The 13610-nt window shown below is 64.2% G+C and carries 15 protein-coding genes and 1 riboswitch; of the genes, 9 read left to right on the plus strand and 6 right to left on the minus strand.

What is annotated here, in order from left to right; translation table 11 throughout:
• Positions 1-199: 199 nt before the first annotated feature.
• The gene (locus E0501_RS10505) at positions 200-799 is read left to right on the plus strand and encodes a hypothetical protein (RefSeq protein ID WP_137701322.1); all 600 of its coding nucleotides are present in this window, start codon (positions 200-202) and stop codon (positions 797-799) included.
• A gap of 11 nt (positions 800-810) precedes the next feature.
• Here the strand turns inward: E0501_RS10505 and E0501_RS10510 are convergent, their stop codons facing one another.
• A complete protein-coding gene (locus tag E0501_RS10510) occupies positions 811-1587 on the minus strand; it encodes an SDR family oxidoreductase (protein WP_137701323.1) in 777 nt (258 codons plus the stop codon).
• Between the two features lie 125 nt (positions 1588-1712).
• The gene (locus E0501_RS10515; protein WP_407943409.1) at positions 1713-2240 is read right to left on the minus strand and encodes an invasion associated locus B family protein; all 528 of its coding nucleotides are present in this window, start codon (positions 2238-2240) and stop codon (positions 1713-1715) included.
• Between the two features lie 180 nt (positions 2241-2420).
• On the opposite strand from E0501_RS10515, the gene E0501_RS10520 reads away from it, so the two are divergent.
• Both E0501_RS10520 and E0501_RS10525 read left to right on the plus strand, forming a co-directional pair.
• Positions 2421-3416: an asparaginase gene (locus E0501_RS10520; RefSeq protein ID WP_137701324.1), complete on the plus strand. Its 996-nt coding sequence runs from the start codon at positions 2421-2423 to the stop codon at positions 3414-3416.
• A 186-nt stretch (positions 3417-3602) separates the two neighbouring features.
• A riboswitch (FMN riboswitch) is annotated at positions 3603-3756 on the plus strand.
• Between the two features lie 93 nt (positions 3757-3849).
• Positions 3850-4284 carry a 6,7-dimethyl-8-ribityllumazine synthase gene (locus E0501_RS10525; protein ID WP_137701325.1) on the plus strand — a complete coding sequence of 145 codons (435 nt, stop codon included), beginning with the start codon at positions 3850-3852 and terminating at the stop codon, positions 4282-4284.
• 38 nt (positions 4285-4322) lie between these two features.
• Here E0501_RS10525 and E0501_RS10530 read toward each other — a convergent pair whose 3' ends face one another.
• Positions 4323-5165, minus strand: coding sequence for an LOG family protein (locus E0501_RS10530; RefSeq protein ID WP_137701326.1), 843 nt, complete (start codon positions 5163-5165; stop codon positions 4323-4325).
• An 88-nt stretch (positions 5166-5253) separates the two neighbouring features.
• Here E0501_RS10530 and E0501_RS10535 point away from each other — a divergent pair, with 88 nt between their 5' ends.
• Together E0501_RS10535 and dapD are read left to right on the plus strand one after the other, a co-directional pair.
• Positions 5254-6174, plus strand: a complete 921-nt coding sequence (locus tag E0501_RS10535) for a threonine/serine dehydratase (RefSeq protein WP_137701327.1) — start codon at positions 5254-5256, stop codon at positions 6172-6174.
• Between the two features lie 92 nt (positions 6175-6266).
• Positions 6267-7094, plus strand: coding sequence for a 2,3,4,5-tetrahydropyridine-2,6-dicarboxylate N-succinyltransferase (gene dapD / locus E0501_RS10540; RefSeq protein ID WP_137701328.1), 828 nt, complete (start codon positions 6267-6269; stop codon positions 7092-7094).
• Positions 7095-7238: 144 nt separating this feature from the next.
• On the opposite strand, the gene E0501_RS10545 is transcribed toward dapD, so the two are convergent.
• The gene (locus tag E0501_RS10545) at positions 7239-8312 is read right to left on the minus strand and encodes a transporter substrate-binding domain-containing protein (RefSeq protein WP_137701329.1); all 1074 of its coding nucleotides are present in this window, start codon (positions 8310-8312) and stop codon (positions 7239-7241) included.
• A gap of 123 nt (positions 8313-8435) precedes the next feature.
• On the opposite strand from E0501_RS10545, the gene E0501_RS10550 reads away from it, so the two are divergent.
• The 3 genes from E0501_RS10550 (at position 8436) to uraH (ending at position 10357) form a co-directional block, all read left to right on the plus strand.
• Entirely contained in the window at positions 8436-8768 is a 333-nt protein-coding gene (locus E0501_RS10550) for a hypothetical protein (RefSeq protein WP_193555890.1), read from the plus strand.
• 32 nt (positions 8769-8800) lie between these two features.
• Positions 8801-9790, plus strand: coding sequence for a type I glyceraldehyde-3-phosphate dehydrogenase (locus E0501_RS10555; RefSeq protein ID WP_137701331.1), 990 nt, complete (start codon positions 8801-8803; stop codon positions 9788-9790).
• A 213-nt stretch (positions 9791-10003) separates the two neighbouring features.
• Positions 10004-10357 carry a hydroxyisourate hydrolase gene (gene uraH, locus E0501_RS10560; RefSeq protein ID WP_137701332.1) on the plus strand — a complete coding sequence of 118 codons (354 nt, stop codon included), beginning with the start codon at positions 10004-10006 and terminating at the stop codon, positions 10355-10357.
• Here uraH and E0501_RS10565 read toward each other — a convergent pair.
• Positions 10342-11253: a LysR family transcriptional regulator gene (locus E0501_RS10565; protein ID WP_137701333.1), complete on the minus strand. Its 912-nt coding sequence runs from the start codon at positions 11251-11253 to the stop codon at positions 10342-10344. The genes uraH and E0501_RS10565 overlap by 16 nt on opposite strands.
• A 109-nt stretch (positions 11254-11362) precedes the next feature.
• Here E0501_RS10565 and E0501_RS10570 point away from each other — a divergent pair, with 109 nt between their 5' ends.
• Entirely contained in the window at positions 11363-12607 is a 1245-nt protein-coding gene (locus E0501_RS10570) for a urate hydroxylase PuuD (RefSeq protein ID WP_137701334.1), read from the plus strand.
• Here the strand turns inward: E0501_RS10570 and E0501_RS10575 are convergent.
• On the minus strand, positions 12593-13495 hold the full coding sequence (locus E0501_RS10575) for a LysR family transcriptional regulator (RefSeq protein WP_137701335.1): 903 nt from the start codon (positions 13493-13495) through the stop codon (positions 12593-12595). The two genes, E0501_RS10570 and E0501_RS10575, sit on opposite strands and share 15 nt — an antisense overlap.
• Between the last annotated feature and the right edge of the window lie 115 nt (positions 13496-13610).

Below are 13610 nucleotides of genomic sequence, written 5' to 3' on the forward strand. Positions count from 1 at the left end.
GCCTATATATGGGATTCGGCGGCCAAATCAAAACCCCGGTTTCAAATGCCAGAGCAGGGTACCGCAAAGTGGGCGGCTTTGTGTATTCTAAGGCATCGTTGTTTTGAGAATTTCGAGAGAGAAGGACATGTGCAGAGCTGTATTGTGGGCCGTTGCGTTTGCTTTTGTTTTTTCCCTTCCCATCGGCGCACGTGCGCAGATGGAAACGCTGCCGCTGCCCAATCCCGGGTTTTGCGATCCGCTGATGGCGGTCGGGGCCGAGGATTATGAGGACGAGGGCGATGACGAGGACCTGATGGAACGTATTCGGCGCTTTGATCTGGAGAAGAGCGAAACGCTGACATCGGAGAAGGCCATATTGGAGGCTTTGGCTGAGGAATTGTGGGATCCCGCGACGGGAGAGACGATTGCACGGAACGAACTGTGTGAGGCCGAACCGAGTTACGTCGTGCATTGGAGCGAGTTGCTGGGCCGGGACGAGGGTGACCGACTGGTCGTGCTGGCCAAGGGGTTCTTCCAGTTCCGCAAGGACGGCAGTTTTGTGTTCGTCTACAACCAGCGGCCCTATGAAGGGACCTGGGCGCTGGATGGTCAGAACGTCAAGCTGAGCGCCGATTGGCTTTATCGCGGCGAGGCGGTGAGTGCGCCGGTCGAACGCGTGTCGACGCCGGTGATCCTGAAATACAACGACGGCAAAGAGGACACCTATGATGAGGAAGTCTTTCGCGTCGGCTGGTTCAGGTTCATGCGCCTGGCGACAACGGTGAAGGGGCAGACGCGGAACTGTGCCTGCCAATAGGGCTGCGGGGCCTAGACCAGGCCCTGCAGGTCGCCGTCGATTCCGATGGCCTGGCCTGAAATGGTTTTGCCGCGCGTTGAGGCCAGGAACAGCATCATGTCGGCCAGTTCCTGCGCGGTGACCATCTGCGGGATCGAGCATTGCGACATGATCTCGGCCTCGACCTCGTCGAAGCTCTTGTTCAGGGAGCGGGCCTTGGCGGCGATCACCCGGTCCTGCCTTTCACCAGCGACGATGCCGGGCAGGATGGCGTTGACGCGGATGCCGAAGGGACCGAGTTCGCGACTCAGCGACCTGGAAAAGCCGATGACGCCCCATTTGGCGGCGGCATAGGGCGTGCGGTTGCGAAAGCCGAAGCGGCCGGCGGCCGACGAAAGGTTGATGATCGAAGGATTGCCCGAGGCCTTGAGCGGTTCAACCGCAAGGCGGGTGCAGTTGAACTGAGAGGTCAGGCAGACAGCGAGGGTCTGGTCCCAGTCCTCGGGCTCGATCGCTTCGACCGGGGCGGTGGGCCCGGCGATGCCTGCGTTGTTGACCAGGCAATCAAGCCCGCCCAGATCCTCGAGCGCTTCTTCGAAGAAGGCGGTGACGGCGGCACGGTTCGACACGTCGCAATGGGTGCCGGGGATCGCGGGATCGGATTCGGCCAGCGCGTCGAGCGCGGCCTGGTCGACATCGCAGACCTGGACCCGCGCGCCCTCGGCGGCGAATGCGCGGGCGACGGCAAGGCCGATCCCGTTTGCCCCGGCGGTGACGATGACGCGGTGACCCTTGAGACCCAGATCCATGATGCTCCTCCCGGTTTTGCCCCATCAAAGGCAAAACCGGATGCAGGTGCAATTGCAAACCATGTAAGCGCGAAAAAACGGCCCCGGAAACGGGGCCGCTGTTGCGCGCGTAGCAAAGCAGTGGATTACTTGCAGCGTTTCTCGGCGTCTTCCACGGCTGCGGTAAAGCCCGACAGCGAGAACGTGTCCTTTGTCTGCGTCCCGCGCGAGGAGCGCGCACTGAGCACGGCCGAGCGACCGCGCTTCATTGCCGTGAGGATTTTCGCATCATCCGAGGGCGAGGCCGGCCAGGCCCATTCGCCTTCTGTGAAAAGCTCGAACTCGCTTCCGTCTATGTTGAGATTGACGGTGGAGCCGGAGGCGAAGGGATAGCCCCCGGTAAATGTGATCTGCCCGGCGACGCCGGCCTCGGGGCGGAAAAACGCCATCAGCAGGATTTCACCGCGACGCACGGCGACAACGCGGCCGTTCTTCGTGTTCACGGTTTCCTTGGGTGACGAGACCGCCCAGCATTCGCGTGGATTGTTGTCCTCGAACACCGACCAGTCGGTTTTCGCAGCGACCTGGTTGGTGCTTGTCTCTTGCGCGAAAACGCCGGTTGCGGCCAGCGCCATCAGGGCCCCGGCAAAGCCTTGCGCAAAACGTGATACCATATATCCAGCCTCCAGCTGTCCTTTTGCCTCAATTCGTGTCCCTCACCGCCGGCCTTGACTGGCTTTTCATTATGGCGGGCGAGCGATTTTCTACTCGACATTGCTACAATAGCCTGAAATCTGCCATGTGCGAAAGGGATTATTGGCGGAAATTTGCCTGATAATTGAAGGGAGAAGCCGGTGGGCGCAGCAGTTGAGATGGCAGAGGTCTGGCGCGGGCCGATCCGCGAATGCGTGCATATGGGGCACGCGGTAATCTGCGGCCCGGACGGCGAAATCGTCGAGGCCTGGGGCGATCCGGGGCTGGTGGTGTTGCCGAGATCGTCTTCGAAGATGATCCAGGCGCTGCCGCTGGTGGAAAGCGGCGCGGCCGCGGCGGCGGGTCTGGGCCCCGAGCAACTGGCACTGGCCTGCGCATCGCATAACGGTGCGGCGATCCACGTGGACCGGGTACGCGCCTGGCTGAAGGAGCAGGGGCTGGGCGATGATGACCTGCGTTGCGGCGGGCACATGCCGCGCGACCCGGAGGAATCAAAACGCATCATCTGTACCGAGTGCGGGTTCGAGCAGGTGCATAACAACTGCTCGGGCAAGCATGCGGGGTTCCTGACGCTGACGCGGCACCTGCAGGCGGGGCCCGAGTATATCGAACTGGACCACCCGGTGCAGCGGGCGGTGAAAGCCACCTGGGAAGAGGTGGCGGGCGAGCCGACGCAGGGCCACGGCATCGACGGATGCTCGGCCCCGAATTTTGCCACCACCCTGCATGGCATGGCGCGGGCGATGGCGTTTTTCGCCGCCGCCCGAGAGGATGGCGACACACGGTCGCGCGCCGCTGTGGCGTTGCGGCAGGCAATGGTGACCTGGCCGGAACTGGTGGCGGGCGAAGGCCGGTCCTGCACCGAGCTGATGCGGGCGATGGGCGGGCGCGTGGCGCTGAAAACCGGGGCGGAGGCATTTTTCGTCGCCATTATCCCGGAAAAGAAAATGGGCGTGGCGCTGAAGATCGTTGATGGAGGCACGCGGGGCGCGGAAAGCGCGATTGCCTCGATCCTGGTGCGGCTGGGAGTTCTGGACCCGGAGCATCCGGCGGCCAGGCAGTTCCGAAACCCGCCGGTCCCCAATTGCCGCGGGATCGAAGCGGCGCATATCCGGCCGGGAGCCGCCTTTCGGTAAGGGCGAAGGCCGCTGGCCGCCCCCTCGGGCAAACGCCCGCCCACCCACCCCGTTTGCCCGAGGGGGCGGGGACCCGGCGCCGGGCCGGAGGCCGTGGGGCACCCGGGGGATTTCGAGTATTTGGATCCAAGAAAGAGCAGGGTTCGCGCATTCCTGTTGCAATGGGTGCGCGATCTGTCACTCTGAAGGTGTTCTCAGGGCGGGGTGAAATTCCCCACCGGCGGTGAGCGGTCTGATAAGCCGTAAGCCCGCGAGCGGCCCCGAACGGTTGTTCGGGGTGTCAGCAGACCCGGTGTGATTCCGGGGCCGACGGTGACAGTCCGGATGGAAGAGGACGCACGGCAGCAGACGCAGGCACGCCTGCGCCTTTCGTCGTCGTTTGTCGCTCCGATCAAAGCTCTGGGGCAGGTGTCGATGACGAAAGGAGACTGACATGACACACGCCCTTTACGCCTTTATCAAGGCCAACTGGCATGCCGATATCGTGGACCAGGCGCTGGCCGGGTTCTGCAAGATCATTCCCGAAACACAGGTCGAGGTGTTCGACGTGCCGGGCGCGTTCGAAATGCCGCTGATGGCGCGCGACTTGGCCGCGACCGGGCGCTATGCGGCGGTGGCGGCGGCCGCCCTGGTGGTGGATGGCGGCATTTACCGTCACGACTTCGTGGCGCAGGCGGTGGTCGACGGGTTGATGCGCGCGGGCCTTGAGACCGGGGTGCCGGTGTTGAGCGTTTCACTGACCCCGCACCAGTACCAGGATACGCCGCATCATAACGCGGTCTTACGCGCGCATTTCGTCGAGAAGGGCCGCGAGGCCGCGGAGGCCGCGCTGATGATCGGGCGGACGCGGGCGCGGCTGGCCGCCTGAGGCAGTCGGATGGCCGGGGCAGGCCCGGCCATCCGCAATTACCGGCCGGGAAGTTCGTCGCGCTGGGGCGCGGGCTCCCATTGTTCGATGATTTCCATCGCCTCGTCTGCACTGTCGACATAGCGGAAGAGATCGAGATCCTCGTCCGAGATGGTGCCGGCCTCGGCTAGGGCTTTCCAGTTGACGATGCGGTGCCAGAAGTCGCGCCCGAAGAGCAGGAAGGGCACGCGCCGCATGCGGCCGGTCTGGATCAGCGTGAGGCTTTCGAACATTTCGTCCATCGTGCCGAAGCCGCCGGGGAAGATGCAGATGGCGCGGGCACGCATCAGGAAATGCATCTTGCGGATGGCGAAGTAGTGGAAATTGAAGCACAGGCCGGGGGTGACATACTCGTTCGGCGCCTGTTCGTGCGGCAGAACGACATTGAGTCCGATCGAGGCGCCGCCGGCATCGGCGGCACCGCGGTTGCCGGCCTCCATCACGCCGGGGCCGCCGCCTGTGCAGATCACGAATTCGCGCCCGTAGGTTTTCATCGATTTCTCGGTGATGCGGCGGGAGAAATCGCGCGCCACGTCGTAGTAGTGCGACAGCTCGGCCAGTGTATCGGTGCGGGCCGTATGCTTTTTCGCGGGTTCGGGGATGCGCGCGCCGCCAAAGAGCACGATGGTGGATTCGATTCCGCGTTCATCGAGGATCATTTCCGGTTTCAGGAGTTCGAGTTGAAGCCGCACGGGGCGCAGTTCGTCGCGGCAGAGAAACTCGTCATCGGCGAAAGCCAGGCGATAGGCTGGCGCCCGCGTCTGGGGGGTATCGGGGATCTGTTCGGCGGTGTCGCGATCGGTATGGGCGTCGCGAAACGGGCTGTGGCGATCGTCTTTCATGGGAACCTGGACCCTTCTTTGCCTGGTTGCGCGTTTTTTCCACGCCTATAGGGTTCGGGGAAACAAGGCCAGTAACGGGGACGCGAAGATGGACTGGAAAGCGGCGATTGAGGCGGCAAGGGCACGCATCGCGGGGCATGTGCTGAAAACGCCGGTTGTGGCACCGCGCGGGTTCGGCCTGAACCACGCGATCGAGATGAAGCTGGAGCAGATGCAGCATACCGGAAGCTTCAAGGCGCGCGGAGCGTTCAACACGCTGTTGGCGGGGCCGGTGCCGCAGGCGGGGCTGGTGGCGGCCTCGGGGGGCAATCACGGGGCGGCGGTGGCCTATGCGGCGCGGGCGCTGGGCCACCAGGCGCATATTTTCGTGCCGGAAATGGCCGGGCCGTCGAAGATCGCCCTGATCCGCGAGACGGGCGCGCAGTTGACCGTGGTGTCCGGCGAATACGCCAACGCGCTGGCCGCAGCGCAGGAATACGAGGATGCCTCGGGGGCGATGCAGATCCATGCCTATGATGCGCCGGCCACGGTGGCCGGTCAGGGCACCTGCATGGCCGAGTGGGAGGCGCAGGGGCTTCAGGCCGATACGGTGCTGATCGCGGTCGGGGGTGGCGGACTGATTGCCGGGGCGCTGGCATGGCTGCAGGGTGCGCGCAAGGTGGTGGCGGTCGAGCCCGAGACCTCTTGTGCGCTCAATGCTGCGCTGAAGGCGGTGCAGCCGGTGGATGTGGATGTGTCCGGGGTGGCCGCTAATGCGCTGGGCGCGCGGCGGATCGGGGATATCTGTTTCGGCTTGGCGGTCGAGCATGGCGCGACCAGCGTGCTGGTCAGCGACGCGGCGATAACGGCAGCACAGACCGCGCTGTGGCGGGAATTGCGCCAGCTGGTGGAGCCGGCAGGCGCCACGGCGCTGGCAGCGCTGATGAGCGGCGCCTATCGGCCCGAGCCGGGCGAACGGGTGGCCGTTCTGGTTTGCGGGGCCAACGTGGCGCCGGATCCGCTGGCGTGAGCGCGCGGGCAGGGCAAAGGCCGCATTGATTGCGGCGTGCCTTGCCAGTATAGGCGGTCGCGACCACAGGACACCGACAGGGGAGACGAGACATGTCGAATGCGCAACTGGAAGCGGCGATCGAGGCCGCATGGGAAAACCGTGATCAGATCACGCCGGCCACCACGGGCGAGACCCGCGAGGCGATCGAGGACACGCTGAATGCGCTGGATGGCGGTGGGCTGCGGGTGGCCGAGCGCCAGGATGACGGCAACTGGCATGTCAATCAGTGGGCCAAGAAGGCGGTTCTGTTGGGCTTTCGCCTGAAGGACATGGAACAGCAGTCGGGCGGCCCGCAGGGTGGCGGCTGGTGGGACAAGGTGGACAGCAAGTTCGCCGGTTGGGGCGAGAACCAGTGGAAGGCCGGTGGATTCCGCGCCGTGCCCAACTGCGTGGTGCGCAAATCGGCCTATATCGCGCCGGGCGTGGTACTGATGCCGAGCTTCGTGAACCTTGGCGCCTATGTCGACGAGGGCACGATGGTGGATACATGGGCCACGGTCGGCTCGTGCGCGCAAATCGGCAAAAACGTGCACCTGTCGGGCGGCGTGGGCATCGGCGGCGTGCTGGAGCCGATGCAAGCGGGCCCCACGATTATCGAGGACAATTGCTTTATCGGCGCGCGTTCGGAAGTGGTCGAGGGCTGCATCATCCGCGAGGGCTCGGTCCTTGGCATGGGCGTGTTCATCGGCCAGTCGACCAAGATCGTCGACCGCGAGACCGGCGAGGTGATGTATGGCGAGGTACCGGCAGGATCGGTCGTCGTGGCGGGTTCGATGCCCAGCAAGAACGGAATCAACCTTTACTGCGCGGTTATCGTGAAGCGCGTGGACGAGAAGACCCGCTCCAAGACGTCGATCAACGAGCTTCTGCGCGACTGAGCCGAGCGACGGAAACCTGTCAGCGGCGCGTATCAGCCCCGAATTCCGCAAGGGAGGGTGGGAGATGATACGCGCCGTTTTGCTTGGACTGCTGATTGTTATCGGCCTTGGTGCGCGCGATGCGATGGCCGCGCGGGGCGACAATCACGGTTGGGCGCCGAAATACTGCGCCCGGAGTTCCGAGTAACGACCGGATTCGCGCAGGGACAGAAGCGCGCGGTTGATCTCTTCGGTCAGCGGGCTGTCCGTGGGCAGGGCGATGCCGTAGTTTTCCCGCTTGAACACCCGCGGCAGAAGCCGGCCGCTTTCCGGATGAATGCGCAGATGATGGGCCAAGATCGGGCCGTCGAAGACGACGGCATCGAGGTGGCCTGCTTCGAAGCCGTCGAGCAACTCCTGCAGCGAGGCCGCGCGGGCGTGGTGGATGCCGCGGCTGTCGAGGAAGGCCGAGGCGGTGGAGCCTTCGATCGTCGCGATATGTCGCCCGTCGAGATCCGAGAGGGTTTCGATATTGCTTGTGATCGCCTCGACCGTCATGGCCGCGGTGATGCGGGCGACAAAGATCGAGACGATGAACAGCGACGAGATCACCAGCAGCACGGCAAAGACGCGACCTGGACGGGATTGCGGAACACGCTCCTCGAAGCCGCCATTCACGACGAGGTTGAGCGCCCACCAGAAGGAGGGAAAGAGCGCCGAACGCGCTGGACGGTCGAAATAGGGCTGGCGGTGGCGTTCGAACGCCCACATGGCCATTCCGCCGGCAAAGAGAAGAGCACCCGCGGCAAGGATCGCCAGCAGGATGTCACGCGAAAAGAGCGCGCTTAACAGGCTTCCGCCGCTGGCATCAGCCGGGATCATGATCTGGAGCCCGGCCTCGAAGATCGGCTGGGAGAAGTCCATGATCTCTTCGCGCGTGGAGGTGATCGAGATGTTCGCGATGGCACCGTCGACGCGCCCGGCCTGGACGGCGTCGAACATGTCCGCGAATTTTTCCACCCGCGTGAACGAGACATCGCGCCCGATCTCGGTTGCGATGGCGCGCATGAGGTCGATGGAGAACCCGGTATGGGCGTCGCCCATCTGGTGCGAAAACGGCACGCGTTCAACGGTGGCGAAGGTCAGTGGTTCATCCTGGGCGCGGGGTGGTGTGCCGGTTGCGGCGGTGAACAGGAAAACACTTACAAGCGCGGCAAGGCGCAACAGGATGGATTGCATAGATACCTGCCCCGAACAGATCGATGCGATCGATTAGCATAGCGGTGCGCCGCGTGGCCAGAGGCGTGATGCTGGACCTTTGGGCCGCAATCGGTCATGGCTGGCGCAAGGAGGTGCCGCGAGATGGCGAAGACGGACAAAGTGTCAAAACAGCAGGTCTATACGCTGCTGGTGCAGATCGGGCGCAAGGACGGCGACGGCCTGCCCGAGGGTGCGACAGGCGCGGCCCTGATGATCTATGCCAGCGGCGTGGACGAGGCCGAAGCGGTGCGCGAGACGGTTGCGATCCTGAAACAGGCGGACACGGCGCCGCTGGATGTGACGGGCTATGGCACGCTTGAGGAGCGCCTGGCCGAGGGGCATGACATTTCCGACGAGGAGCGTGCGCTGATGGACCGCGCGCTGGAGGAAAACGCGGTGATCGTGGCGCAGATGACGCCGTTTTTCGAGGATTGAAGGGAGAGGCGCGTTCCCGCGGGGCTTTGCGAATGACGAAGATTGCGATCAATGGCTTTGGCCGCATCGGGCGGTCGATCCTGCGGATGCTGATGACATCGCGCGCCGCCGAGGGCTTTGATCTGGTGGCGATCAACGACATCGCGCCGCTGGAAAGCTGTGCCTACCTTTTTGCCTATGACAGCGTGTTCGGGCCGTTTCCGGGTGACGTCTCGCACGAGGCGGGCGCGATCATCGTCGATGGCCGGCGTATTCCGTTTCATTCCGTCAGCGATATTCGCGAGGTCGACCTGGCGGGGGTGGATGTTCTGCTGGAATGCACGGGCGCGGCGGGTAACCGGGCGGATGTGGAACGCGGTATCGAGGCGGGCGCGAAGAGTGTTCTGATCTCGGGCCCGTCGGATGTGGCGGATGTGACGGTGGTGCTGGGCGCGAACGAGGACGACCTGGGCGCGCACCGGATCGTTTCGAATGCCAGCTGCACGACAAACGCGCTGGCGCCGCTGCTGAAGCTGCTGGACGCGCATTGGGGCGTGGAAAGCGGGCACATGACGACGGTGCATTGCTATACCGGCAGCCAGCCGACGATCGACAAGCCGAAGGAAAACCTGGTGCGGTCGCGCGCGGCGGCCTTGTCGATGGTGCCGACGACGACCAGCGCGGCGCGGCTGATCGGGGAGGTGCTGCCGGCGCTGAAAGGCCGGATCGAGGCGCGCGCGGTGCGGGTGCCGACGGCGAGCGTGTCGGCCATCGACCTGACAGTGCAGACCCGCGAAGCGGTGACGGTGGAGGCTGTGAACGCCTTGCTGGAGCAGGCGGCCAAGGAGAGCCCGGTTTTCGGCTGGATCACGATGCCGCTGGTTTCGACCGATCTGCGGATGCGGCCGGAATCGATCGTGATGAGCGGGCGGGAGACATCGGTTTCGGTGGGCGGGTTGCTGCGCGTTTTCGGCTGGTATGACAATGAATGGGGGTTTTCCAACCGGATGCTGGACATGGCCGCGCGGATGGCGGCGCGGTAAAGGGCCCGGGCAGGCGGCCGTCCCACCCACCCGCCCCCGGCCACCTGCCCGGGCCCTGCGTGCAGCGACGCGCTGTGCGGAGAGGACAGATTTTGAGTATTTTTGCCAAGAAAGAGCGGCGATTTTCTGGTCTGATTTGAAAGTGATCGTGGGCGCGAAGGGCTTGGGCGGCGCGCATGTTCGCGGCAGTATGGGGCAAACGGAGGGAGTATGATGGCGGGATTTCTGACGACGCATGTTCTGGACACCGCGCGGGGATGCCCGGCGCAAGGGCTGACGATCGCGCTTTACCGGATCGAGGGCGGAGAGCGGCGGCACCTGCGCACGCTGGTGACCAATGACGATGGCCGCACGGATGAGCAGATCCTGCCCGCATCGGAATTCAGGATCGGGGACTACGAGCTGGTATTCCAGGCCGGCGACTATCTGCGGGCCACCGGGCAGGCGGGGGACGCACCGCTGTTCATCGACGAGGTGCCGATCCGCTTTGGCATGAACGAGGCGACGCATTACCACGTGCCGCTGCTGCTGTCGCCCTATGGCTATTCGACCTATCGCGGCAGCTGAAGCGCGTCGGCCATGCGGGTGGCCATGAAATCGAGAAAGAGACGCATTTTCGGATCCTGCCGGCGGCGGTGGGCGTAGAGTGCACCGAGTGTCACCGGCACAGGCGGGGTGTGTTCAAGCACCGGGACCAGCGCGCCTGTGGCAAGGTGATCGGCCACCTCGAAGACGGGTTTGAGGATGATGCCCTGGCCATCGAGCGCCCAGTTGGTGAGCACGTCGCCATCGTCGGATTCGAACGGGCCGGTGACGGCGAAGCGTTTCACGCCGTCGGGCATTTGCAGCGGCCATTGAAACTCGGGCGCGCCGGGATAGCGCAGGTTGAGGCAGTCATGCGCGCCGGTGGTCAGATCAGCGGGCGTGGCCGGGGTGCCGCGCGCGGCAAGGTAGGAAGGGGCTGCACAAAGCAGGCGCGGGCAATCGGCGATCTTGCGGATGCGCAGGGTGCTGTCTTCGGGCTGGCCGAGGAAGAAGACGATGTCGAGCCCTTCGGCGGTGAGGTCGAGCTTGCGATCCGACAGGCGCAGGCGGATGTTGATGAGCGGGTATTGCGCCTTGAAGGCGGGCACCAGCGGCGCGATGAGGCGGCGACCGATGCCGAGAGGCGCGGCGACATAGATCGTGCCGCGGGGATCTGCGGTGATCGAGGTGACGGCTGCCTCGGCCTCGGTCACCGCGTCAAGAATGCGCTGGGCGCCTTCGTAGAAAATGCGGCCCTGTTCGGTTGCGTTGAGCATCCGTGTCGTGCGCTGGAAGAGGCGGACGTTCAGGTGTTCCTCGAGCGTGGAGATGCGGGCCGAGGCGACGGCAGGTGAAATGCGCTGATCGCGCGCGGCCGCGGACATGGAGCCAAGTTCGTAGACGCGGACGAATGTGCGGATATTGTCGAGATAGGACATGGTGCGACCGTTTTTCAGGATTTTTTGAAAGTGCTGGGCTTTTTTCGGCAGTTCAAGGGAAAACCGCGCTGCGCTAGACTGCGGCAATTGCGACAGGGGAGATGGCGGGATGATGGAAACGGCGATCCTTTGGGACTGGCTGGCCTTCGCGGTGCGATGGCTTCACGTGATCACGGCGATCGCGTGGATCGGCTCGTCCTTCTACTTCATCGCGCTGGACCTGGGCCTGCGCCGCGACGGCGAGCTGGGCGGCGCCGATGGCGAGGAATGGCAGGTGCATGGCGGCGGGTTCTATCACATCCGCAAATACCTGGTGGCGCCCGAGGCAATGCCCGAGCACCTGACATGGTTCAAATGGGAGAGCTATTCGACCTGGCTGTCGGGGGCGGCGCTGTTGATGATCGTCTACTGGGCTGGAGGAGAGCTTTACCTGCTGGACCAGCACAAGGCGGAGCTGGCGCTGTGGCAGGGGATCCTGATTTCGGCGGCATCGCTGACCATCGGCTGGCTGGTGTATGATTTCCTGTGCAAGAGCGGGCTGGGCGAGAAACCAACGGCATTGATGCTGTTGCTGTTCGTGCTGCTGGTGGCGATGGGCTGGGGCTATAACCAGATCTTCACCGGGCGGGCGATGATGCTGCACCTGGGCGCGTTCACCGCCACGATCATGACGGCCAACGTGTTCTTCATCATCATGCCGAACCAGAGGATCGTGGTGGCCGACCTGAAGGCGGGCCGCAAGCCCGATCCGAAATACGGCAAGATCGCCAAGCTGCGCTCGACCCACAACAACTATCTGACGCTGCCGGTGATCTTCCTGATGTTGTCGAACCATTACCCGCTGGCCTTTGCCACCCAATACAACTGGGTGATCGCGGCGCTGGTGTTCCTGATGGGTGTGACGATCCGGCATTTCTTCAATTCGATGCACGCCCGCAAAGGGATGCCGTGGTGGACCTGGGGCGTGACCGCGATGCTGTTCCTGGCGATCGTCTGGCTGTCCAGCCTTGGAAATGGGGCCGCGCCGGAGGAAGAAGCGGCGCTGACCCCCGCGCAGGCGCGGTTTGCCGAGGCCGAGGGCTTTGGCGATGTGGTGGACCTGGTGATGGGCAATTGTTCGATGTGCCATGCGACCGAGCCGGGATATCCGGGGATCGGGCATGCGCCCAAGGGCGTGATCCTGGAGACCGAGGCCCAGGTGGCCGCGCATGCGCGCGAGATCTACCTGCAGGCGGGGCTGAGCAACGCGATGCCGCCGCCGAATGCCAGCTGGCTTGAAGCCGCGGACCGCCGGGTGATCCAGCGGTGGTACCGTGCGGCGACGGGGACCGATCTGGCCCTAGCCGGGGAATAAGCCGCGGGTTTCATCGACGACATAGTCGATGAAGAGGCGCAGCTTCGGGTCCTGCAGTTTGCGGTGGGGATAGAGGCAGGCGAAGGTCGAGGGCATGGGGGGCGTGCGCGGCAGAACCTCGACCAAAGCCCCGGATGCGATATGCTCGTCGACATCGAAACGGGGCTTGTTGGCGATGCCGTGGCCGGCGAGTGCCCAATCGGTGAGCACATCGCCATCGTCCGCGTCGAACCGTCCGGAGACATCGAGTCTGACAGGGCCGTCCGGGGCCTGAAGCGTCCAGAAATACTCGGGGCTGCGTGGAAAGCGCAGCAGCAGGCAATTGTGGTTTTCAAGCAGGTCCTGCGGTGACTTTGGGGTGCCATGACTCTCGAGATAGCCGGGAGCCGCGACCAGAACACGGGGGCATGTCGCGATCTTGCGCAGTTTCAGGGTGCTGTCCTGGAGTTCGCCCAGGAAGAATGCGAGGTCGAGCCGGTCTTCGAGCATGTCGATCTTGCGGTCCGAGAGGCGCAGCTGGATCTGAACATCGGGGTAGATGGCGTTGAAGGCGGGCACCAGCGGGGCGATGATGCGTCGCCCGACGCCCAGCGGAGCCGAGACCCGCACCGCCCCACGCGGGGCGCCGGCGAAGCCCGCGACGACGGCCTCGGCTTCGTCGAGGGTGTCGATGACGCGGCGCGCGTGGTTGTAGAAGAGTTCGCCCGCTTCGGTCGGGCGCAGCTTGCGGGTGGTGCGGTTGAAGAGGCGTACGCCGAGGCGCTTTTCCAGTTCCTTGATGCGGTTGGAAGCGACGGCGGGGGTGAGCCGCATGTCGCGCCCGCCCGCCGTGATCGAACCCAGTTCGACCACGCGCACGAAAACCTTGAGACTTTCAACATAAGGCATTGCGTTGTGCTCCGTGCGTCAGGGTATCATCAAAAGAGTCGCCTGATTTTAAATGTTTCGTTGAAAGTGTCCAAGAAATGGCGTGCTTTAGAACCAGAGAGTCACAGCTTAGACT

The sequence above is a fragment of the Marimonas lutisalis genome (genome assembly GCF_005434965.1).
Classification (GTDB): Bacteria; Pseudomonadota; Alphaproteobacteria; order Rhodobacterales; family Rhodobacteraceae; genus Marimonas_A; species Marimonas_A lutisalis.

Excerpts from the sequence above, each read along its gene's own strand:
- E0501_RS10505 (WP_137701322.1), top strand. The coding sequence starts at position 200 with ATGGAAACGCTGCCGCTGCCCAATCCCGGGTTTTGCGATCCGCTGATG.
- E0501_RS10510 (WP_137701323.1), bottom strand. The coding sequence starts at position 1,587 with ATGGATCTGGGTCTCAAGGGTCACCGCGTCATCGTCACCGCCGGGGCA.
- E0501_RS10515 (WP_407943409.1), bottom strand. The coding sequence starts at position 2,240 with ATGGTATCACGTTTTGCGCAAGGCTTTGCCGGGGCCCTGATGGCGCTG.
- E0501_RS10525 (WP_137701325.1), top strand. The coding sequence starts at position 3,850 with ATGACACACGCCCTTTACGCCTTTATCAAGGCCAACTGGCATGCCGAT.
- E0501_RS10530 (WP_137701326.1), bottom strand. The coding sequence starts at position 5,165 with ATGAAAGACGATCGCCACAGCCCGTTTCGCGACGCCCATACCGATCGC.
- E0501_RS10535 (WP_137701327.1), top strand. The coding sequence starts at position 5,254 with ATGGACTGGAAAGCGGCGATTGAGGCGGCAAGGGCACGCATCGCGGGG.
- dapD (WP_137701328.1), top strand. The coding sequence starts at position 6,267 with ATGTCGAATGCGCAACTGGAAGCGGCGATCGAGGCCGCATGGGAAAAC.
- E0501_RS10545 (WP_137701329.1), bottom strand. The coding sequence starts at position 8,312 with ATGCAATCCATCCTGTTGCGCCTTGCCGCGCTTGTAAGTGTTTTCCTG.
- E0501_RS10550 (WP_193555890.1), top strand. The coding sequence starts at position 8,436 with ATGGCGAAGACGGACAAAGTGTCAAAACAGCAGGTCTATACGCTGCTG.
- E0501_RS10555 (WP_137701331.1), top strand. The coding sequence starts at position 8,801 with ATGACGAAGATTGCGATCAATGGCTTTGGCCGCATCGGGCGGTCGATC.
- uraH (WP_137701332.1), top strand. The coding sequence starts at position 10,004 with ATGGCGGGATTTCTGACGACGCATGTTCTGGACACCGCGCGGGGATGC.
- E0501_RS10565 (WP_137701333.1), bottom strand. The coding sequence starts at position 11,253 with ATGTCCTATCTCGACAATATCCGCACATTCGTCCGCGTCTACGAACTT.
- E0501_RS10570 (WP_137701334.1), top strand. The coding sequence starts at position 11,363 with ATGATGGAAACGGCGATCCTTTGGGACTGGCTGGCCTTCGCGGTGCGA.
- E0501_RS10575 (WP_137701335.1), bottom strand. The coding sequence starts at position 13,495 with ATGCCTTATGTTGAAAGTCTCAAGGTTTTCGTGCGCGTGGTCGAACTG.